Below are 21,871 nucleotides of genomic sequence, written 5' to 3' on the forward strand. Positions count from 1 at the left end.
TCGTAGGTTGGGGGAATGGAGGAGGAGATGCTCACCTTCGGCGACGAGGTCGTCGCCGTCCTGCAGCGTGCGATCGCGCTGGGTGAGCGGCTGCCGGACGAGCGATACCGGCTCTCGGGTGCGGACCTGTCCCGGGTGCTCCCGTTGCTGGACCGGTGTCGGTCCCTGATGGCTGGAGGGGTGTTCGCGGTCGCCTGGGAGGCGGAGGTGCGCGGCGAGGTGGCGACGTCCCAGGCGGGGTCGACCACGCAATGGGTCGCCGAGCGCTGCCCGGGTCTGGAGCCGGCGGAGGCCGGGCTCGTGGGGAAGGCGGTGCGCCGGCTGGCACCAGCGCGCTTCGCGCCGGTGCGGGACGCGATCGAGCGCGGTCGCCTGTCCGTGGGCGCGGGAGCGACCGTCCGTTCCGAGTTCGACGCCATGGAGAAGCAGCTGGCCGAGGGTGCGGAGGAGGCGGTCATCGACGGCCTCGTCGACATGGGGCGGCGAGAGGGGAGAGCGGGGATTCGCGCGCTGCGGCCGGCGCTGCTGGCGCGGTACGGGCTGGGGGACAAGCTCCAGGACGACGACGACCGTGCCGCCGGTGGGACGAGTCTCAGCGCCGGGCGCTGCCTGGGCGGTGGGTTGTGGGAGTACCGGCTGCGTCTGCGCGCCGACCATCGGGCGGCGGTGGAGGGCGCGATCGGTCCCTTGTCGGGGCCGCAGCCGTGTCGATCCGGAGACGACCATCGTGCCGCGAACCATCGCTTCGGCGAGCCGGCCGACTGCCGTGACACCCGCTCGGTGGAGCAGCGGCGCGGGGAGGCACTCGTGGAGGTATGCCGGAGGGCGGTGGCCGTCACGCCGGCGACGACCGCGTCGGGCGTCAAGGCGACGGTGTTCGTGACGATCCGGTGGGAGGACCTGCGGGACGGAACGGGCGGCGGCACGATGTTCGGGGGTGTGGACGGCGGGACGGTCGTGGGCCCGGAGACGGTGCGGCGGCTGGCCTGCGACGGGGGCATCCTGCCGGTCGTGCTCGGGTCACGGGGCGAGATCCTCGACGTCGGACGGACGTGGCGGCTGTTCACGGCGGGCCAGCAGAAGGCGCTGTGGCTGCGTGACCGGCACTGCACCTTCCCCGGCTGCACCGTGCCGGCGCATTGGTGCGATGCCCATCACGTCAGGCACTGGGCCGACGGAGGTGCGACCGACCTGGGGAACGCTGCGCTCCTGTGCGGCCGGCACCACACGGTGGTCCATCGCGACCGGCTCACCGCGACGGTCGGCGCGGACGGCGTCGTGTGGGACCGAACTCCCGGGTCCTACGACGGCGAGGCGGCCTGGCCGTCGGCCCGGCGCACGTCACCGCGGGTCGCCGACGACGGGATGACGGACGACGAGGGGATGAGGGCCGACGACGACGTCGGTCGAGACTCCGGTGACAGCCTCGGCCGGGGACTGTCAAGAGGACGGAATGCCGAGGATCGCACCGGCGGCGTACCGGGCACCGAGGATCCCGGCGAACCCCCCGACCGACCATGACGCCGCCCCGCAGCCCGGAGCACCCGCCCGGGCTCTGCGGCATGCCCGGACCCGGCCCGGACCCCGGCTCGGACCCCGGCCCGCCTTCGTGGCGACGGAGACAGGCGTTGAGGTGCCTACAAACTCAGAACGCAGAGCGGCTGGCCAGAGAGGACCACCTGGCCTGCGCGAGATCAGCTCTTAAACGAGCATCCGATGAGCTGAACCGCGCAGCCCGCGAGCTGGAGCAAGCCCTGAAGCAAGGGAGGCCGGAGATCGAGACCCACAAGGTAGAACGGAATCGGGAGCAGGCTCTCGGCCGATAGCTACTCGACACGGCCCAGGGCGCTCGGCAGGCCCCCGGGCCCGTGCGGTTCGCCCGCACCGGTCGGCGGGGAGTGCCAGGTGCCCGGGCACCGGCGACACGCCGAGGGCGACGGGGGGTGTCCGTATCGCGGCCTAGGATCGCTTCTGAGGTTGAGACACCCTTTGGAACTCGCTTGTGAACTGACGCACGTGCCAGCTCACAACTGACTGGCACGGACCTCGGGCCGACCCCGAGACCCACGCAGGAGGATGTCAAATGGCGCGGTTATCCCCGCCGAGACCTCCGCGGCTGCCTAGGTGGTGGGAAGTCCTCGGACTCCTCAATGCCACCGTAGGCACCGCAAACTGAGGTGGCCAACGTGCTCAGCAATACCGGCAAGTAGGGCCTGAGGGGTTGGTCGGTTCTCGGTCCTCTGGATCCACACGGCTCCAGAGGACCGAGGCCTCACGTCTAGTACACCCGTTTAACGAGCGAACCGTGATCACGCTAACGGCGGCCCCCGACAGCGGTCAAGCAAGCGCCACCGCTGACGCGCCGAAACGTGTCCCACCCGACAGCACCAGCCGCACCGGGAGCAGGCCACATCGTCTGCGCTGGCCTACCGTGTCAGCGCAGAGGCAAGAAGTGACCCGGGGTGGGCGTAATTTTACGTAAGATAATTATCGGCAGTTCGAACGGGCTTGTGGCACAGCGAAATCCGAAACCGCTAAGCCCAGTCACTCTATTCGGATATAAATAGGGCCGTTCCAGCACCCGGCCCGACATCCTCGGCCGGGTTGCTGCTGATGCTGCGGAACGCAGCCTGGCCACCCGGACTTCCGTGGGTCACTCGCGACGGGCGTGACGTGTCTCACGTTGGCACAGCCAAGGGCTCCGCAAGTTCGGGCGGACATACCAAGAGGATCCGCACTTGAGGCCTTCCAAGGAAGAAAGAGGACAAACATCGCACCAACTAGCCGCGAACGCCACCGCCATGACAGATTTCCCTGAGCGTGGCCTGTGTACTAACTAGTAAATCCCTGTTAAGTTTCGCCGGCTACAACCAACTCAAAGGAGAGTCTGTGAGGCGAACCATCGGACGTCTGTCGGTCCTGCTCCTGGCCGGCGGTAGCCTCATTGGAGCACCGGCCGCCGCGTTGGCAGCCACGTCGAATCAGGGCTTAATCCAAGGCAACATCTACAACACGTCAGGACAACCCGCTCAGGGCACCAAGGTCGCCGTCTTCGCAAAAGCCGGTTGAGACCGTCGCCTACCACTCCCCCGAGGGACATGTCGTCAACCTCACCTACCTAGCCCAGATGGACGTCGACGCCCGCGGACACTTCGCAGTCGCAGCTCCTCGCGATTCTCTCGCCCAGTTCCGCGACTCGGCCGGCAACGTCAACCTCGAGCTCTATGCCCACGACCATGCCGGTAACGTCGCGTCCCTCTCCTTCCCCCTTACGGTCGTCAGCTCGGCCGAGGGCACCGCGTCCGCCAAGACCGCAGCACTAGTCCCGGTCACGACAACGGACCTCACCATCGCCCCACCCAACGCCTCGGTAGACGCCAACTCGTCCACCGCGTCCTCGCCGGGCACCCCCGGGCCGGACGAGGATCCCGCTAGCGGAGCGGGAGGCACGGAGCCGACCGAGCCCAAGAAGTGGAGCGCGCCCATCAGCGAGTCCTCCTCTTTCGTGGATGGCTCCGGCGCCTCCGCACCCAGCAACGCGCCCCAGGCTCCTTCCTGCCAGTGGCGGCTCATCTCTGACCTGGGCTACAAGACCGTCTGGGTCGGCGGCACCTACGTCACCAACGGGGGCGCGAAAGCAGACCTCGTCTACGGCAGCGGCGCCAGCAGCACCCTCGGTATCGGCGTCTCCACCTCCGGCAGTTATGGCAGCTTCAAGGCGTCGGGATCGACGACGGTGTCTTCCAATTCGTCAGTGAACTTCCCCGCCTACACCGGCCTGCAGCACGACTACACCCAGTTCGACTACGGCAAGTACGGCCTCTCGTGTGACGGCATCTACTTGAATTACAAGGTGCAGGCTCGGTACTGGGCGGGCGGCGCCAGCGTCTACCACCCGTCCTCAGCGCCGACCGCCAACTACTGCGTCAGCCAGGTGTCTGGCAGCTCGTTCACCAAGTCGAGCAGCACCGCCTACACCTTCTCGACGGGCGCGGATGTGTCGGGGGCTATTGGCATCGACCTGTCCACACGGACGGGATACACCCCCGCGGCCAAGGTGACCTACAGCTTCACTTCGACTCGTCGACTCTGCGGCACGTCCGGGGCGCCGACTGCTACGCCCTCGCGCCTGGTCACGAAGTCCTAGGTGCTCATGCGACCAGGGCTGTTGACCGTTGGCATCGCGGTATGCCTAACCCTGCTGGGGGGATGCGCATCCCAACCGAAATTGATGGGTCACGACGGACCACTCAGCGTCGGTGGAAACGATCAAAACACCGCCTGCGTACCCGGCTCTCAAACCGGTGAGTACACCTACGCAGTCGACTCGGTCACCAACACCTCGTCGTCGTCCATCCAAGTCAGCAAGGTGGCACTCGTGGATCCCCAGAACGCCTCCAGCGAGGGCGCGTTTTTGGCTCCAGTCGTGGACAACACGCTGATCGGCCTTGAGTACGGTTGGCCGCCGCCGGTAGTCGCCCCAGGCTCGTGGGACAAGAAGCTCCCACTACCAGCAGCCATCAAGCCCGGAGAGACGCGGAACCTCGTGCTCCACATCAAGGCGACCACACCAGCCACCATCGACGCTCTCGAGCTGACCTACGCCTATCAGGGAAAGGAACTCCGCGTTCGAAACAGCACGATTGCTCAGATCCGCGTGAAGTGCGGTCCCTGACTTCGAACGCAACTGGTCAGGGAATGCTGAACCCCGACCGTAGCCTGCGCCCGCAGCGCTAGGCGGAGCGACTGAGCCGGGACGTGGCGGCCTCCACCCTCCCGCGTCCCGGCTCAACTCCACCGAAGACCTGTGACTTACAACGACAAACGCATTACCAGCTCGGTGGCGAATCGCCCGCTGCTCGCCCAAGTGGCCACGCGTGCTGATGATCCAGCTCGGCACCGCGCACCGCTCGTGGAAGGGGCCGCGGCCGCGGTGGAACAGCCCCGGTGGCCGCTCTACCTGGGGAAGCGCGAGCATCCCCCGCCCTAGTCACGCACGCCCCAGTCACTCACGCCCCAGTCACGCCGAGCGCCCAAGTCACATCGAGCGACCGCGTGTCACAGGGACTCGTCGACGATACGGTCGTCGCCCTCCCGCAGCCCGGTGCGGTGGGCCTGGCGTCCGAGCATGTGGGCCCCGATGGGGGCCGTGAAGAGCTGGAAGACGCCGACGAGGACGATGAGCCCGATCGCGTGCGGGTCCCGCATCCGGAATGCGACGCCGACGAGGACGAGGAGGACGCCGAGCACCTGCGGCTTCGTCGCCGCATGCATCCGGCTGAACAGGTTGTCGAAGCGGACGATGCCGACGGTCGCGACGAGAGCGAGGAGGGCGCCCGACAGCAGGAAGATCGACGAGACGACGTCGCGGACGACAGGCCAGGTCATCCTCGATCCCCCCGGATGCACCCCGCCGGGCGTCGGCACCCCGGCACCTCGGGGTGCCGCGTCCCGATGGTGGACGGACGGGGGCGGCAGATGATCACGAGCGATCCTCCTCGGACGTGGAATCGGCTGTTTCTGTTTCGCCCGCCGGCTCGGCTGATCCGCCTGCCGGCTCGGCCAGTTCGCCCGCCGACCGGGCGGGTTCGCCGACTGGCTCGGCGGACTCGCCCACCGGCGCGGCGGACTCCCGGCCCGTGGCATACCGGGCCACGCTGACCGAGCCGACGACGCCGACGAGGGAGAGGACGACGAGGACAGGGAGCGTCGAGGCGTGCCGGTTGTAGGCCGCCTCGGCGCCGAGGCCGGCGATGAAGACGGCGACGAGCGTGTCGAGGGCGACGGCCCGGTCGGGCATCGACGGTCCGCGGGCGATGCGGACGGCGGCGAGCACGGCGGCGACGGAGAGGAACGCGCCGGTCACGGCGACGACCCAGGCGAAGGCGCTCACGACGGGTCCGTCGCATCCGGACCACGCCCGGACCGGGCCGGCGGCAGGAGCGCGGGCGGGGCCGGGGGCGGCTGATGGACGCGGGCGATGTCGTCCGCGTCCCCGAGGGCCTCCACGACGCGCAGCTCCTGGGCCCACACGTGGGAGCGGGCGCGCTCGACCGCGGCGAGATCGGGCGTGTTGATGATGTGCAGCTGCACGCACCAGCCGGTCTTGGACGCCTCGATGAGCAGGCTGCCCGGCACGAGCGAGAGCAGCTCGGAGGTGAGCATGAGCGCGAACTCGCTCCGGGTCCGGAGGGGGACGACGATGACGGAGTTCGGCGGGGGAGGACCGGGGCGGAGGGCGAGCGCGGCCACCTGGACGCTGGAGGCGAGGAGGTCCTTGAGGAAGACGGCGACGAGGCGCCCCAGGGCGACCGGGTGGGGGCGGATGGACAGGGGGAGCGGCGGCTGAGGGAAGACGAGGAGTGCCGCGACAGCGACGAGCACCCCGGCGACGATGTTGCCGACGCTGAACTCGCCCCACAGCATGACCCAGACGAAGGTCAGCCAGAGGAGGGCAGGCCACTGGTGGTGCAAGGGCACGCGGCGGGGCGTCCGGTTCGGGCTCATCGCGTGATCCCCGACCCGTCCTCGAGGACCGCCGTGACGTACGGCGTCCGCTCGCCGAGCTCGGTGGCGGCCCGCGAGGCGATGCCGAAGAGCGGTCCGGCGACGAGCGTGATGGCGGTCGAGAGGGCGACGAGGGCGACGGTGGGGCCGACCATCGCGGCCGGCAGCTGCCGGACGGCTGTCAGGGTGGGCGCCCAGGGCTCGCCGCTCTTCGTGCCGGTCGGGCTCGACCTGGATGGAGGCCAGTCCCCGGTGGGCTGAGGTGTCTCCGGGGTGGAGGGATGCCAGTCCCCGATCGGGGGAGCTGTCTCCGGGTCGGGTGGCCGCCAGAAGGCGCGGTTCCACGTCTTGGCGATGGCATACAGGGTGAGCAGGCTCGTCACGATGGAGGCGGCGACGACGAGGTATGCCAGCCAGCCCCCGGCCGCGATGCCGGCCTCCGCGAGTCCCACCTTGCCGAAGTACCCCGACAGCGGAGGGATCCCGGCGAGGTTCATCGCCGGGAGGAAGAACATGAGGGCGAGGAAGGGAGCGGCCTTGGCGAGCCCGCCGAGGCGTTCGAGCGCGGTGGACCCGCCCCGGATCTCGATGAGCCCGGCGACCAGGAAGAGGGTCGTCTGGATCGTGATGTGGTGGACCGTGTAGAAGATCGCGCTCGCGAGTCCCAGATGCGAGGCGAGCGCGATGCCGAAGATCATGAACCCGATATGGCTGATCAGCGTGAAGGACAGCATCCGCTTGATGTCCGACTGGGCGACGGCGCCCAGGATCCCGATGACCATCGTCGCGGCGGCACCCCAGAGCAGGAGGGTCGTGAGGTGGTTCTCCGGGAAGAGGATCGTCTGGACCCGGATGATCGCGTAGACGCCGACCTTCGTCAGCAACCCGGCGAAGACGGCCGTCACCGGCGCGGGGGCGGTGGGGTAGGAGTCGGGCAGCCAGGCCGACAGGGGGAAGACGGCGGCCTTGATGCAGAAGGCGGTGAGGAGCAGCAGCTGGAGGACGGTCCGCACGTCGGACGGCACCGCCTGCAGCTTCTCCGACAGGTCGGCCATGTTGACGGTGCCCGTCGCGGCATACACGCCGGCGAGGGCGACGAGGAACACGACGGACGACAGGACCGAGACGACGACGTAGGTCGACCCGGCCCGGACCCGGGGCCCCGTGCCGCCGAGCGTGATGAGGACGTAGCTCGCCGCGAGGAGCACCTCGAAGCCGACGTAGAGGTTGAACAGGTCACCGGACAGGAACGCGTTGGAGACGCCCGCGGACAGCACGAGGAAGGTCGGGTAGAACACCGACAGCGGTGTGTCGGGGCCGAACTCGACGATGCCCTGGCCGACGGAGTAGACGAGCACGCAGAGCGTCACGATGGCCGAGGTGAGGAGCAGGAGGGCCGACAGCGAGTCCGCGACCAGGACGATGCCCAGCCGCGCGGGCCAGCCGCCGACGTGGACGACCTGGGGGCCGTCGCGGTACGCCCCGGCGAGGAGGACGGCGGCGATGGCGACGACGACGGACAGCGTGACGATGCCGACGACGCGTTGGGCTCGCGCGTTGTGCCCGAGCGCGAGGCAGATGCCGGCCCCGAGGAGGGAGAGGACGACGGGAAGGGGGATGAGGAAGGACATGGCCGAGTGCGTCGTCATCGGTCCGCTCCCTCCTCGTCGGGTTCGCCGCCCGTGTCGTCCTCCCAGGACTGGGAGGCCTCGTCCCGCTCGGCCAGCGCCATGATGAGGGTGTCCTCGATGTCGTCCTGGACCTCGTCGTCGCCCTGGAGCTGCTGGGAGCGGTATGCCATGGCCAGGAGGAATCCGGCGACGCCGAGGGTGATGACGATCGCCGTGAGGACGAGCGCCTGGGGGAGCGGGTCGCTCATCGGCGAGGGGTCGTCCGGGTCGACGATCGGGGCCCGGCCCGCGGCTCCCGAGGCGACGAGGAAGACGAGGTTGACGGCGTTCCCGACCAGGAGCGTGCCGACGACGATGCGGGTGAGGCTGCGCTCGAGGAGGAGGGTGATCCCCGCGCCGAACGTCACGGCGATGACGAGCAGGAGCAGGACGTTGACGGTCATCGGAGGGCCTGCGTGACCGAGGCGACGTCGTCGGGGTCGAGATCCAGGTCGGCATACGATCCGGGCAGGTCGGGGGACTCGCCCTCGGCGTCGGCGTCGATCCCCCCGCCGAGGCTGCGGAAGATGTCGAGCATGAGGCCGACGACGACGAGGTAGACGCCGATGTCGAAGAAGAGCGACGTGACGACGTGGAGGTCGCCGATGAGGGGCGGATGCAGGTCGACGATGGCGCTCTGCAGGACCTGTCCGCCGAAGGCCAGCGGGGCCAGTGCGGCGATCGTCGCGATGGCGAGCCCGAGCCCGAGGACCCGGCCGGCGTCCACGGGCGCCGCCTCGTCGAGCTCCCGCCGGCCGCCCGCGAGGTAGCGCACGCCGAGGGCGAGCCCGCACATGAGACCGCCCGCGAAGCCGCCGCCGGGACCGTTGTGACCGGCGAAGAGGAGCCACACGGAGAAGACGACGATCGTGTGGAAGGTCAGGCGGGTGACGATCTCGAAGACGATGGACCGGTCCTCGCGGCGCTGCGTCCGGCCGGCGCGCAGCCACGCGCTGACCGGCTCGTGGTGCTGGAGCGGCTCGGCGGGGTTCTGCTCGCCACCGCGCCCGGTGATGAGGAAGATGAGCGAGGCGACGCCGGTCGCCGCGACGACGAGCACCGAGATCTCGCCCATCGTGTCCCAGGCCCGGATGTCGACGAGGGTGACGTTGACGATGTTCCGGCCGCCGCCGTACTCGACCGCTGCCTGGGGGAACAGGTCGGAGACCGGCCGCCCCGTCCTCGCGCCGGTCGCCGCCGCGGCGAACCCCGCCGCGAAGATGCCGGCGAGGACGCCGATCCCCCGGCGCAGCCACCGGCCCCGGGACAGCGGTCGCTCGGAGAAGTACGGCGCCATCCGGCGCAGGACGAGGACGAAGAGGACGAGGGTGACCGTCTCGACGAGGACCTGGGTGAGCGCGAGATCCGGCGCGCCGTGGAGCACGAACAGCATCGCCGTGCAGTAGCCCGAGACGCCGGAGAGGAGGACGGCGGTGAGCCGCCGACGGGACCGCACGGTGAGGACGGCCGCGGCGGCCATGACGAGGCCGACGGGGACCTGGGCCGCGGAGTCGAACCACGTGTAGTGGCCACCCCACGTGCGGTTGAGCGCGAGCATCGTCCCCGGGATGAGGAGGACGACGACGAGGATCGAGGCGAGGTAGAAGGGCAGGGACCCGCGCTGGGTCCGGCCGGTCAGCTCGACGGCGAGCCGGTCGGTGCCGCGCAGGGTCGCCTCGTAGACGCGCTCGGCCGTCGGGACCCACCGCGGCGCCCGGAGGGTGTCGCGGCGCCACAGGACGACGAAGAGGGCGACGCCGCCGAGGACGGCGACGACCGAGAGGACGAGCGGTGTCCCGAGCCCGTGCCACAGCGCGAGGTATGCCGCGTGCCCGCCGGCCGGGAAGAGGTGGTCGTAGCCGGCGAACACCTTCGTCATGGGCCCGGCGCAGAAGGCCAGGACGACGGTCGCCGCGGTGAGCACGACGGGCGGGGTCGCGAAGCCGAACGGCACGCGGTCCACCGGTGTCGGCTCGTCGAGGTCGGGCTTGGTCGAGAACGCACCCCAGAGGAACCGGGCGGTGTAGGCGACGGTGAGAACCGACCCCACGACGAGCGCGGCGAGGACGAGCGTCGTGGCGAGCGACGGCATACCGGGGGTCCCGTCGTGGGCCGCGTCGAGGAAGGCCTGGTAGACCGACTCCTTCGCGACGAAGCCGAGCAGCGGGGGGATGCCGGCCATCGAGGCGGCCGAGAGGACGGCGACGGCGAAGGTGACCGGCATCCGCCGGGGGAGGCCGGACAGGCGCCGCAGGTCACGGGTGTGAGCGCTGTGGTCGATGATCCCGACGACCATGAAGAGCGCGGCCTTGAAGAGCGCGTGGGCCACGACCATGGCGACGGCAGCGAGCGCCCCGGCTCGCGTGCCGAGCCCGGCGACGGCGATGAGGAAGCCGAGCTGGGAGACGGTTCCGTATGCGAGGAGGAGCTTGATGTCGTCCTGGACGAGGGCGCGGACCCCACCGAGGAGCATCGTCGCCGCGCCGACGACGAGCAGGACCGGCCGCCACAGCGGATCCGCGGCGAACGCCGGGGCGAGGATCATGACGAGGAAGACGCCGGCCTTGACCATCGCCGCCGCGTGCAGGTAGGCGCTGACGGGGGTCGGCGCGGCCATCGCCCCGGGGAGCCAGAAGTGGAAGGGGACCTGGGCGGACTTGGTGAGCGCGCCGAGGAGGACGAGGCCGATCGCCACGGTCGTCACGGTGCCGGCGGGGGAGTGGGCCATGACCGCGTCGACCCGGAAGGAGCCGGCCCGGTCGCCGAGGAGGACGAAGCCGACGAGCATCGCCAGGCCGCCGAGGGTCGTGACGAGGAGGGCGGTCATCGCCGCGCGCCGGTTCGCCTGACGCTCCGGGTTGTGGCCGATGAGGATGTAGGAGAAGACCGTCGTCAGCTCCCAGAAGACGTACAGGAGCAGGAGGTCACGGGCGAGGACGAGGCCCAGCATCGACCCGGCGAACGCGACGAAGGACCCCGAGAACCGCCACAGCGCCGGGTCCCTCGGGGCGAAGTACCACCCGCAGTAGAGGAGGACGAGGGCGCCGACGCCGGTCACGAGCAGCGCGAGCACCCAACTCGCCGTGTCGAGGCGCAGGGCCAGCTCCAGGCGGATCTGCGGCACCCACCGGACCGTCTCGGTGAGGGTGCGGGCGTGCGCGCCGGTCACCGTCGGCGCCTGGGCGACGAACCATCCGAAGGAGACGGCCGGCACGACGGCGAGGAGGAGGAAGACCCGCCGGCCGAGGGCCCGGACCAGCGCTGGGGCCGCTGCTGCGGCCACCCCATGGGCCAGCAGCAGCACCAGCAAGCGGGACCTCCTTCGTCGCGGCAAGTCTAGGGGGCCGGCCCGCCCCGGCCGACCTCCGCACGTGCCGAGTTGTTGTCGTCGCGCTCGTCCGGTGGCGACATCTTCTCGGCACGTGCGGGTCGGACCTCCGCACGTGCCGAGTTGTTGTCGTCGTACTCGCCGGATGCCGACATCAGCTCGGCACGTGCGGGGAGAGGGCGCCGGTAGGGTGACCCCATGGCTGACTTCGATGTCGTTGTCCTCGGTGCCGGACCCGGCGGTTACGTCGCGGCGATCCGCGCCTCTCAGCTCGGCCTGAAGACGGCCGTCGTCGAGAAGAAGTACTGGGGAGGCGTATGCCTCAACGTGGGCTGCATCCCGAGCAAGGCGCTCCTGCGCAACGCCGAGATCGCCCACATCATCCACCAGGAGGCGGCGACCTTCGGGATCTCCGGCGACGCCTCGATGGACTTCGGCGTCACGCACGCCCGCAGCCGCAAGGTGTCCGAGGGCATCGTCAAGGGCGTCCACTTCCTCATGAAGAAGAACGGGATCGAGGAGATCCACGGCTGGGGCACGCTGACCGGAGCGACGTCGATGGACGTCGCCCTCGACGACGGGTCGTCGCGCTCGATCACCTACGACAACCTCATCCTCGACACCGGTGCGACGACGCGGATGCTGCCGGGCGTCCAGGTCAGCCGGAACGTCGTGACCTACGAGGAGCAGATCCTCGACCCCAACCTCCCTGGCTCCATCATCATCGCCGGCTCCGGGGCCATCGGGGTCGAGTTCGCATACGTCATGCGCAACTTCGGCGTCGACGTCACGATCGTGGAGTTCCTCGACCGGATGGTCCCCACCGAGGACGCCGAGGTGTCCAAGGAGCTGCTGCGCCACTACAAGAAGCTCGGCGTCAAGGTCCTCCTCTCGACGAAGGTGGAGGGCGTCGAGGACACCGGCACCGGCGTGCGGGTCACCGTGTCGCCGGCGTCCGGCGGCGACCAGCAGGTCCTCGAGGCGGACCGGCTGCTGTCGGCCATCGGCTTCGCACCCCGGACGCAGGGCTACGGGCTGGAGTCGACGGGCGTCGAGGTCAGCGACCGCGGGGCCGTCGTCATCGACGACTACTGCCGCACCAACGTCCCAGGCATCTATGCCATCGGCGACGTGACGGCCAAGCTCATGCTCGCCCACGTCGCGGAGGCCCAGGGTATCGTCGCGGCGGAGACCATCGCCGGGGCCGACACGATGCCGGTCGAGTACGACTTCATCCCCCGGGCGACCTACTGCCAGCCCCAGATCGGATCCTTCGGCTACAGCGAGGAGCAGGCGAAGGAGAAGGGCTACGACGTCAAGACGGCCAAGTTCCCCTTCTCGGCGAACGGCAAGGCGCAGGGGCTCGGCGAGGCCGTCGGCTTCGTCAAGGTCGTCGCCGACGCCACCCACAACGAGATCCTCGGCGCCCACATGATCGGTCCGGACGTCACCGAGCTGCTTCCGGCGCTCACCCTCGCCCAGAAGTGGGATCTCACCGCCGACGAGGTCGGACGCAACGTCTTCGCCCACCCGACGCTCTCGGAGGCCGTCAAGGAGGCGATCCACGGCATCGCCGGCCACATGATCAACCTCTGACCGGGCGCTGCGGAACGGTGCTGCTCCGCGAGGTCCGGCTCGTCCCGGTCGGCGGCGTCCCCGCACCGTCCGAGCCGGTCGATGTCCGGATCCGCGACGGCATCGTCGTGGGGGTCGGGCCCCGGCTGCCCACCGATGCCGGCGAACAGGTCGTCGAGTGCGAGGGCCGGTATGCCGCCCCGGGCCTCTGGGACAAGCACGTCCACCTCGCGCAGTGGGCCGCCTTCCGTCGGCGTCTCGACACGAGCGGCACCACCTCCCCGGGTGAGGTGCTCGCCCGGGTCGCCGCCCGGCTGCCGGCGGTGGCGGAGGGGTCGGTCCTGGTCGGCTACGGCCACCGGACCGGCACCTGGTCCGATCCGCCGACCGTCGCCGCGCTCGACGCGGTTGCCGGGTCGCGGGCCGTCGTCCTCATCAGCGGAGACGCCCACCACGCGTGGCTCAGCTCGGCCGCCCTGCGGCTCCTCGACGTCCCGGACCCCCTGCCTGTCGGCCCGCTCGAGGAGGAGGACTGGTTCTCCCGCTACCCGCGGCTCGCCGAGTTGTGCCCCGTCGACCTCGCCGCGTATGCCGAGGCCGTCGCCGCGGCGTCGGCGCTCGGGGTCGTCGGTGTCGTCGACCTCGAGTTCGGCTCCGACTTCCTGCGCTGGCCGGAGCGCTGGCACGGCGGTGTGACCGGCCTGCGGGTCCGCTCGGCGACGTATCCGGACGGTCTGCCCCTCGTCGCCGGCCGCGGCCTCCGCTCGGGGGACCCTCTCGTCGAGGGTCAGGACCAGGTCGTCATGGGACCGTTGAAGGTCATCTCCGACGGCTCCCTCAACACCCGGACGGCGCTGTGCTGCAGCCCGTATGCGGACACTGCCGATGCTCCGGCGCTCTCGCACCCGTGGGGAGCCGGCGCCTCCTCCGCCGAACCGGCCTATGGGCGGGCCACCTACGACGCCGCCGAGCTCACCGACCTGCTGTCCCAGGCGCAGACGCTCGGTCTCGACGCGACCGTCCACGCCATCGGCGACGCGGCGCTCCACGAGGCGCTCGCCGCGTTCTCGGCCGCCGGGGACTGGGGCGGACGATCACCGAGCCGGCGCATCCACCGCCGGAGCGCGTCATCCGCAGCCCCCGACCGGGCGATGGTCGTCCCGGCTCGGGCGACCGTGGTCCCCGTCTCTGCGACCGCCGGCGCTACTCGGGCGACCGCCGGCGCTACTCGGGCGACCGCCGGCGCTACTCGGGCGACCGCCGGCCCGACTCGGGCGACCGTAGTCCCCGAATATGCGACCGCCGGCCCGGCCTCGGCGACCACCGGCCCGACCCGAGGGAGCATCGAGCACGTCCAGCTCGTCGGCTGGGACGACCTGGACACCATGGCCGCCCTCGGACTGACCGCGAGCGTCCAGCCGGCGCACCTCTGGGACGACCGTGACGTCAGCGAGCGCTGCTGGCCGGACCGCACGGAGCGCTGCTTCGCCTTCCGCGCGATGGCCGATCGTGGCATCCCGCTCGCGCTGGGCTCGGACGCCCCCGTGTCGCCGCTCGATCCGTGGCTCGCGATGGCGGCCGCCGTCCACCGCTCGGCCGGCGACCGCGAGCCCTGGCACCCCGAGCAGGCCCTCACCGTCGCAGAGGCGCTCGCCGCGAGCACCGACGGCGCGACGACCCTCGCCGTCGGGAGCCGTGCCGACATCGTCCTGCTCGATGCGGATCCCCTTGCACCCCAGGACGACTCGCGATCGACGGCGTCCCACCTGCGCGGCATACGGGTCGGGGCCACGCTCGTCGCCGGCCGCTTCACCCACCGCGTCTTCGGGCGCGACACCGAGTGAGTCGGGGTCGACACGCCCGGGCGTCGACGACTCAGCAGGGCCTGGGTCACGTATGGGTAGGTAGCAACCTATGGGGACGTCACCGAGGGTCTGTTAGCAGAGGTTCGTGCAGGGGGTGGGCGGAGGCGTCGGGCCGCTGCGAGGGTCTGTCAGCAGAGGTTCATGCAGGGGGTGGGCGGAGGCGTCGGGCCGCCGCGAGGAGGAGCGGATGCATCGTCGTGTCGTTGCGGTCGGCATGGACGAGCAGCTCCTCGCTCATCCGGGGCTCCCAGAACCGCTCGATGTGCGCGGCGATCTGGTCGGCCGCGGTCTCGGGTGGGAGGTACTCCAGATGCCGGGCGATGTCGTTGCCCATCCGGATGACGGCGGGCTCGTGCTCGCGGTCATCGACGCACGCCGTCACGAGCCGCTCCCGAGGGTGACGGCGTCCGCCTCCTGGTGCGCGCGGGCGGCCTCGGCGTTGGCGACGCGCACCTGGACGGCGGTCACCTTGTACTCCGGGCAGTTCGTCGCCCAGTCGGAGTTCTCCGTCGTCACGACGTTCGCGCCGGTGATCGGGTGGTGGAAGGTCGTGTAGACGACGCCCGGCGGCATCCGGTCGGAGACGAGGGCGGGCAGGCTCGTCGTGCCGACCCGGCTCGACAGCTCGACGATGTCGCCGGTGTGGATCCCCCGCAGCTCGGCGTCCGACGGGTGGATCTCCAGGACGTCGGCCGGGTGCCAGCGGCTGTTGTCGGTGCGCCGGGTCTGGGCGCCGACGTTGTACTGGGTGAGGATGCGGCCGGTCGTGAGGACGAGCGGGAAGCGGCGGGTCGTCGCCTCGGTCGTCGGCACGTAGACGGTCGGCATGAGCCGGCCCCTGCCGCGGACGAAGTGCTCGACGTGCATCGTCGGCGTGCCGTGCGGTGCCGCGTCGTTGACCGGCCACTGCATCGAGCCCTCGGCGTCGAGGCGGGCGAACGAGACGCCGGCGAAGGTCGGTGTCGTCGCGGCGATCTCGTCCATGATCTCGGCGGCATTGGCATACGACATGGGATAGCCCATCGCCGTCGCGATCTCGCAGACGACCTGCCACTCGTCCTTGCCGACCTTGCTCGGCATGATGGGCCGGACCCGGTTGATCCGCCGCTCGGCGTTGATGAAGGTGCCGTCCTTCTCCAGGAAGCTCGTCCCCGGGAGGAACACCGTGGCGAAGCGGGACGTCTCGTTGAGGAAGAGGTCGTGGACGACGACGAGGTCCATGGCACGCAGCGCGGCCTCGACGTGTTGCGTGTTCGGGTCGGACTGCACGATGTCCTCGCCGTGGACGAACAGGCCGCGGAACGAGCCGGCGACCGCCGAGTCGAACATGTTGGGGATCCGCAGGCCCGGCTGCGCCGGGATCGTCACGCCCCACAGCGACTCGTAGATGCCACGGACCTCGTCGATGCCCACGTGGCGGTAGCCGGGGAACTCGTGCGGGAAGGAGCCCATGTCACAGGACCCCTGGACGTTGTTCTGCCCGCGGAGCGGGTTGACGCCGACGCCCTCGCGACCGATGTTGCCGGTCAGCATGGCGAGGTTCGCCAAGCCCATGACCATCGTCGAGCCCTGGCTGTGCTCGGTGACGCCGAGGCCGTAGTAGATGGCCGAGTTGGGGCCCGCGGCATACAGTCGCGCGGCCTCGCGCAGGTCGGCTGCCGGCACGCCCGTCTCCGCCTCCGTCTCCTCCGGGGAGTTCTCCGGCCGGGCGATGAACGACAGGTATGCCTCGACGTCCTCGCAGCGGTCGCGGAGGAACGCCTCGTCGTGGAGCCCCTCGGTGACGATGGTGTGCGCCATCGCGTTGATGAAGGCGACGTTCGTGCCGGGACGGACCGGCAGGTGATGGGACGCCTCGACGTGAGGTGAGCGGACGAGGTCGATGCGCCGGGGGTCGGCGACGATGATCCTGGCCCCGGCCCGCAGCCTGCGCTTCATCCGGGAGGCGAAGACGGGGTGGGCGTCCGTGGGGTTGGCACCGATGAGGAGCATGACGTCGGTGTGGTCGACGGATGCGAAGTCCTGCGTGCCGGCCGACGTGCCGAAGGTCTGGTTCAGGCCGTACCCGGTGGGGGAGTGGCAGACCCGCGCGCACGTGTCGATGTTGTTGTTGTTGAAGGCGGCGCGCACCATCTTCTGGACGACGTAGACCTCTTCGTCGGTGCACCGCGAGGACGCGATGCCGCCGATCGAGCCGACGCCGTAGGTGTCCTGGATGGCGCGGAAGCCGGTCGCGATCCGGGTGATCGCCTCCTCCCACGAGACGACCTGCCACGGGTCGTCGATGGTGTCGCGGACCATCGGGTGGAGCTGCCGGTCCCGGTGCGACGCGTACCCGTAGGCGAACCGGCCCTTGACGCACGAGTGCCCCTCGTTGGCCGCGCCGTCCTTCCACGGCACCATCCGGACGACGCGCGTGGCGTCCCCGGAGCCCTGCACCTCGGCCTTGAACGAGCAGCCGACACCGCAGTAGGCGCACGTCGTGATGACGGTCCGGGACGGCATACCGAGCTCGATGACCGACTTCTCGGTGAGGGAGGAGGTGGGGCACGCCTGGACGCAGGCGCCGCACGACACGCATTCGGAGGACATGAAGTCGGTGCCGCCCGGGGTGATCCTCGAGTCGAAGCCGCGGCCCTCGACGGTCAGGGCGAACGTCCCCTGGATCTCGTTGCAGGCCCGCACGCACCGCGAGCAGACGATGCAGGCGGACGGGTCGTAGGCGAAGTAGGGGTTCGTCGCGTCCGTCGCGTCATGGAGGTGGTTCGCTCCGTCGAGGCCGTAGCGCACCTCGGCGGCGCCGACGCGGTGGGCGAGGTCCTGAATCTCGCAGTCCCCGCGGGCGCATCCGGCGCAGTCGGCCGGATGGTCGGACAGGTACATCTCCATCACGTTGCGGCGCAACGCCTTCACGTCATCGCTGTCGGTGTGGACGACCATGCCGTCGGTGCACGGCGTCGTGCACGACGCGGGGGTGCCACGCACGCCGTCGACCTCGACGAGGCACATCCGGCACGAGCCGAAGGCGTCGAGGCGGTCGGTCGCGCACAGCTTCGGGATGTCGACGCCGGCCTCCTTGGCGGCGCGCATGACCGACGTGCCGGGGGCCACGTCGATCTCCAGGCCGTCGATCGTGACGTGCGCGGTCGGCTCGCCCTCGACGCGCGGGGTGCCGTAGTCCGGCTCGATGAGGATGCTCGCGGTCTGCTCGGTCATGGACGTGTCCCTTCTCGTGCCGCCGACGCCTCGTCGGGGATGGCCTCCTCCGCCGCCTCGCCGACGGCAGGTGGGAGACCGAAGTCCTCGGGGAAATGCGCGAGCGCGCTCTGGACCGGCATGGGCGTGAGCCCGCCCATCGCGCAGAGCGAGCCCTTGGTCATCGTCGTGCAGAGGTCCTCGAGGAGGACGAGGTTCTCCTCCCGCCGGACGCCGGCCCGGATGCGGTCGATGACCTCGACCCCACGGGTGGAGCCGATGCGGCACGGCGTGCACTTGCCGCACGACTCGGCGGCGCAGAACTCCATCGCGAAGCGAGCCATGCCCGCCATGTCGACGGTGTCGTCGAAGACGACGATGCCGCCGTGCCCGACCATGGCGCCCGCCTCGACGAACGCCTCATAGTCCATGGGGAGGTCGAACTGCTCCGGGGGGAGGTAGGCGCCGAGCGGGCCGCCGACCTGGACGGCCCGGACGGGGCGGCCGGTGAGCGTCCCGCCGCCGTACCCCTCGACGAGCTCCCCGAGCGTCACGCCGAAGTCGAGCTCGACGATGCCGCCCTGCCGCACGTTGCCGGCGAGCTGGAAGACCTGGGTGCCGCGCGAGCGCCCGACACCTCGCGCCTGGTATGCCGCCGCGCCCTCGGCGAGGATCATCGGCACCGCACCGAGGGTGAGGACGTTGTTGACGACGGTCGGCCGCCCGAAGAGACCGTGGAGCGCGGGGATGGGTGGCTTGGCCCGGACCTCGCCGCGGCGACCCTCGAGGCTCTCGAGCATCGAGGTCTCCTCGCCGCAGATGTAGGCGCCGGCACCGACCCGGATGTAGAGGTCGAAGGAGGTGTCGCTGCCCTGGATCCGCTCGCCGAGCCAGCCGTGGGCATACGCGATCTCGATGGCCCGCCGCATCGTCGTGACCGCGGCAGGGTACTCGGAGCGGATGTAGACGTATCCCTCCGTCGCGCCGACGGCATGCGCGGCGATCGTCATGCCCTCGATGAGGGTGAACGGGTCGCCCTCCATGAGCATCCGGTCGGCGAAGGTGCCGCTGTCGCCCTCGTCGGCGTTGCAGCAGACGAACTTCACGTCCGCCGTCGCGCCCGCGACGGTGCGCCACTTGATCCCGGCGGGGAAGCCGGCGCCACCGCGTCCCCGGACGCCGGACTCGACGACCTCCTCGACGACGGCGGCCGGGTCCATCGACAGGGCCCGCCGCAGCCCGGCATACCCGCCGTGGGCCTCGTATGCCGCGATGCTCGTCGGCTCGATGACGCCCACCCGGGCGAAGCTGACCCGCTGCTGGCCGGCGAGCCACGGCAGCTCGTCGACGACGCCCACGCACCCGCCGACGTCGCCGCCGTCGAGCATGCCGCCGGCGACGAGCTCGGCGACGGCGGGCGCCGAGACGGCGGGGTACCCGATCCGGCCGCGGTCGGTCTCGACCTCGACGAGCGGCTCGAGCCAGAGGGCGCCGCGCGACCCGTTGCGGAGCACCGTGATCCCGTCGACCGCTTCGAGGGCGCGGGCGACCGCGTCGGCGCCGACGGCGACAGCGGCCGAGTCACAGGGGACGTAGACGGTCGTCATCGGGACGCCTCCAGCTCCGCGTCGACGAGCTCGGCCGTGAGCCGGCCGCGCAGACGCCCGTCGATCGTCCCCGAGGGCCCGAGAGCGCAGTTGCCGAAGCAGAAGACCTGGCCGATCTCGACGTCCTCGTCCCCGGCATACCGCTGGGTGACCGCGTCGAAGACGGCCTGGGCCCCCACCGCCTGGCACGCCTCGGCCCGGCACAGCTCGACCCGGTGCGCGACCGGCGGCGTCCGGCGGAAGTCGTGGTAGAACGTCACGACGCCGTGGACGTCGGCCCGGGAGAGGTTGAGGACGTCGGCGATGGTCGCGACGTCCTCCTCGGCGACGTGCCCGAGCTCCTCGACGACCGCGTGGAGGATGGGCAGGAGCGGACCCCGGCTGCCGGCATGCCGCTCGGCGATCGCGCGCACCGCGGCGGCGCGCTGGGAGTCCATCGGCGGTGGCGGCGCGGGAGCCGCGAATCCTCGTTGACGCATCACCTGCGACCTCTCCGGCGGGGTGTGATGTGTGCGACAGTGTACGGCCCGGCGCGCCCTCGCGGCAGAGGGCCCCCCGAGCTTGTTGCGCATGCGGCACCCAGTTGCGTCCACTGCAACTCCGCTTCCCCTCCGCATTTCGCACGTCGCCCCCGCCCCCTTTCCGCGCGTCGCCCCCCGCTCCCTTTCCGCACGTGCCGAGTTGTTGTCGTCGTCGCGTTCCTGGGACGACATCAACTCGGCACGTGCGAGACCCACCCCCGCACGTGCCGAGTTGATGTCGTCGACGGGGCTGGACGACAGCATCAGCTCGGCACGTGCGGGGGTGGTCGGGACGCTCGCCCGCGGGGTTCCGCACCGTCGCGCGGCATGCTCGGTGGACCGAGACGGTCCCTCGACAGGTTGGTCTGTGGATAACTTCGGCGAGCCCTCGCTTCCGCGCCATCCTGTCGTCATGAGCTTCGCCAACCTCGACATCGATCGTCCCTTCACCCATGCGGATGCGGTACGGGCCGGGATCAGCGACGGCCAGCTGCGCGGCCCCGCACACCGGCAGCTGTTCCGGGGCGTCTACATCTCAGCCGACGTCACCGTCGACCCGTGGCTCCTCTCCCGCGCCGTGTTGCTCGTCGCCTCGCCGAACGTCGTCGTCGCGCGGCATACGGCGGCCCAGCTGTGGCGAGGCGTCGTTCCGGACTCGTGGCGCGTCCATGTCACGACGCTGTGGCCTCGAGCCGAAGTGCGAGCTTCCCGCCGGCGGCACCTCGGCCCTGACCCGGCCCGAGCCGAGACCGGTGGCCAACTCGACGTCTGGGGCCGGATGGCACTCGACGGGGTCGACGCTCGGGTGTCGATCGACCACACGAGGACGACGGTGCTGCGGGGGATCCGGTTGACCGATCCGGTGCGCACGTTCCTCGATCTCGCCGAGGACCTCGACCTCGTCGAGCTTGTCGTGCTCGGCGACAGCCTCGTGCGACAGGGGCTCGCCACACCGGCCGACCTCGTCGGCGCCGCCGCCGAGCCAGGGCGCCATCGCCGCAAGGCGCGGCGAGCGGCGGCATACGTGCGGCCCGGCGTCGCGTCAGCGCAGGAGTCACGGCTCCGGATGCTCCTTGTGCTCGCCGGGTTGCCGGAACCGGAGGTCGACATCCAGCTGCGGGACGAGGACGGTGAGCTGCTGCGCCAGCTGGATCTCGGCTATCGCGAGGAGATGGTGGCCGTCGAGTACGACGGCCGCCAGCACATCAAACGGGTCGAGGAGTGGGAGCGCGACATCGACCGGCGCGAGGAGCTGGCCGACTGGGACTGGCGGATCGTCACGGTCGTGTCCAACGGGATCTGGCAGCAGCCGGAGCGCACCCTGGGCCGCGTGGTCGCGGCGCTGCGGGCACGTGGTCGGCGGGTTGCGGTGACGAGCGACGAGTGGGAGCGGTACTTCGGGCGTGACCGGCGGACGAAGGAGTCGAAGGGCACCTCCGAGCAAGCGAGCTGAGCTCGCCCGGCCGGCTGACCCACGCCCGGTGCCGCCCACCCGGGCGCGGTGCGGCTGACCGTCACGGGTCTCCTCTGCTCCGCACGTGCCGGGAGGACTCCGCACGTGCCGGGAGGACTCCGCACGTGCCGGGAGGGCTCCGCACGTGCC

The 21,871-nt window shown here is 70.7% G+C and carries 18 protein-coding genes; 7 read left to right on the forward strand and 11 right to left on the reverse strand.

Annotation, left to right across the window (positions count from 1 at the left end; all coding sequences use genetic code 11):
• Nucleotides 1-15 precede the first annotated feature (15 nt).
• From BN12_RS23330 to BN12_RS24290, 4 genes are all read left to right on the forward strand, one after another.
• On the forward strand, nt 16-1,521 hold the full coding sequence (locus tag BN12_RS23330; RefSeq protein WP_053079940.1) for an HNH endonuclease signature motif containing protein: 1,506 nt from the start codon (nt 16-18) through the stop codon (nt 1,519-1,521).
• A gap of 1,368 nt (nt 1,522-2,889) precedes the next feature.
• Entirely contained in the window at nt 2,890-3,069 is a 180-nt protein-coding gene (locus tag BN12_RS24280) for a hypothetical protein (protein ID WP_157635325.1), read from the forward strand.
• A gap of 58 nt (nt 3,070-3,127) precedes the next feature.
• On the forward strand, nt 3,128-4,147 hold the full coding sequence (locus tag BN12_RS24285) for a hypothetical protein (protein ID WP_157635326.1): 1,020 nt from the start codon (nt 3,128-3,130) through the stop codon (nt 4,145-4,147).
• Nucleotides 4,148-4,378: 231 nt separating this feature from the next.
• Entirely contained in the window at nt 4,379-4,675 is a 297-nt protein-coding gene (locus BN12_RS24290) for a hypothetical protein (protein ID WP_157635327.1), read from the forward strand.
• Nucleotides 4,676-5,058: 383 nt separating this feature from the next.
• Here BN12_RS24290 and mnhG read toward each other — a convergent pair whose 3' ends face one another.
• The 7 genes from mnhG to BN12_RS03645 form a co-directional block, all read right to left on the reverse strand.
• Nucleotides 5,059-5,388: a monovalent cation/H(+) antiporter subunit G gene (gene mnhG / locus BN12_RS03615; RefSeq protein ID WP_048550154.1), complete on the reverse strand. Its 330-nt coding sequence runs from the start codon at nt 5,386-5,388 to the stop codon at nt 5,059-5,061.
• A gap of 94 nt (nt 5,389-5,482) precedes the next feature.
• On the reverse strand, nt 5,483-5,893 hold the full coding sequence (locus BN12_RS23610; protein ID WP_235432288.1) for a monovalent cation/H+ antiporter complex subunit F: 411 nt from the start codon (nt 5,891-5,893) through the stop codon (nt 5,483-5,485).
• Entirely contained in the window at nt 5,890-6,507 is a 618-nt protein-coding gene (locus BN12_RS03625; RefSeq protein ID WP_048550156.1) for a Na+/H+ antiporter subunit E, read from the reverse strand. The genes BN12_RS23610 and BN12_RS03625 overlap by 4 nt, the downstream gene beginning before the upstream one ends.
• Complete coding sequence (locus BN12_RS03630) at nt 6,504-8,156, reverse strand: Na+/H+ antiporter subunit D (RefSeq protein ID WP_235432289.1); 1,653 nt, start codon at nt 8,154-8,156, stop codon at nt 6,504-6,506. The genes BN12_RS03625 and BN12_RS03630 overlap by 4 nt, the downstream gene beginning before the upstream one ends.
• Nucleotides 8,153-8,581 carry a Na(+)/H(+) antiporter subunit C gene (locus BN12_RS03635; protein WP_048550160.1) on the reverse strand — a complete coding sequence of 143 codons (429 nt, stop codon included), beginning with the start codon at nt 8,579-8,581 and terminating at the stop codon, nt 8,153-8,155. Before BN12_RS03635 ends, BN12_RS03630 begins: the two co-directional genes overlap by 4 nt.
• Nucleotides 8,578-11,481 (reverse strand): Na+/H+ antiporter subunit A, encoded by a 2,904-nt coding sequence (locus tag BN12_RS03640; protein ID WP_235432530.1) that lies wholly within the window; start codon nt 11,479-11,481, stop codon nt 8,578-8,580. The genes BN12_RS03635 and BN12_RS03640 overlap by 4 nt, the downstream gene beginning before the upstream one ends.
• Nucleotides 11,482-11,513: 32 nt before the next feature.
• Entirely contained in the window at nt 11,514-11,705 is a 192-nt protein-coding gene (locus BN12_RS03645) for a hypothetical protein (RefSeq protein ID WP_048550163.1), read from the reverse strand.
• On the opposite strand from BN12_RS03645, the gene lpdA reads away from it, so the two are divergent.
• Entirely contained in the window at nt 11,704-13,101 is a 1,398-nt protein-coding gene (lpdA, locus tag BN12_RS03650) for a dihydrolipoyl dehydrogenase (RefSeq protein ID WP_048550165.1), read from the forward strand. The two genes, BN12_RS03645 and lpdA, sit on opposite strands and share 2 nt — an antisense overlap.
• Before the next feature lie 17 nt (nt 13,102-13,118).
• On the forward strand, nt 13,119-14,924 hold the full coding sequence (locus BN12_RS23335) for an amidohydrolase (protein WP_053079941.1): 1,806 nt from the start codon (nt 13,119-13,121) through the stop codon (nt 14,922-14,924).
• A gap of 160 nt (nt 14,925-15,084) precedes the next feature.
• Here BN12_RS23335 and BN12_RS03665 read toward each other — a convergent pair whose 3' ends face one another.
• The 4 genes from BN12_RS03665 to BN12_RS03680 are packed head-to-tail and all read right to left on the reverse strand — an operon-like array spanning nt 15,085 to nt 20,226.
• Complete coding sequence (locus tag BN12_RS03665) at nt 15,085-15,327, reverse strand: formate dehydrogenase subunit delta (protein ID WP_157635328.1); 243 nt, start codon at nt 15,325-15,327, stop codon at nt 15,085-15,087.
• On the reverse strand, nt 15,324-18,161 hold the full coding sequence (gene fdhF / locus BN12_RS03670; protein ID WP_048550167.1) for a formate dehydrogenase subunit alpha: 2,838 nt from the start codon (nt 18,159-18,161) through the stop codon (nt 15,324-15,326). The genes BN12_RS03665 and fdhF overlap by 4 nt, the downstream gene beginning before the upstream one ends.
• A complete protein-coding gene (locus BN12_RS03675) occupies nt 18,158-19,747 on the reverse strand; it encodes an NADH-ubiquinone oxidoreductase-F iron-sulfur binding region domain-containing protein (protein ID WP_083454387.1) in 1,590 nt (529 codons plus the stop codon). The genes fdhF and BN12_RS03675 overlap by 4 nt, the downstream gene beginning before the upstream one ends.
• Nucleotides 19,744-20,226: an NAD(P)H-dependent oxidoreductase subunit E gene (locus BN12_RS03680; protein ID WP_083454388.1), complete on the reverse strand. Its 483-nt coding sequence runs from the start codon at nt 20,224-20,226 to the stop codon at nt 19,744-19,746. The genes BN12_RS03675 and BN12_RS03680 overlap by 4 nt, the downstream gene beginning before the upstream one ends.
• Nucleotides 20,227-20,680: 454 nt before the next feature.
• Between BN12_RS03680 and BN12_RS03685 the strand changes: the two genes are divergently transcribed.
• Nucleotides 20,681-21,721 (forward strand): hypothetical protein, encoded by a 1,041-nt coding sequence (locus tag BN12_RS03685; protein ID WP_048550171.1) that lies wholly within the window; start codon nt 20,681-20,683, stop codon nt 21,719-21,721.
• Nucleotides 21,722-21,871: the final 150 nt, after the last annotated feature.

Origin of the sequence: Nostocoides japonicum T1-X7, from assembly GCF_001046855.1 — a bacterium.
GTDB lineage: Bacteria > Actinomycetota > Actinomycetes > Actinomycetales > Dermatophilaceae > Nostocoides > Nostocoides japonicum.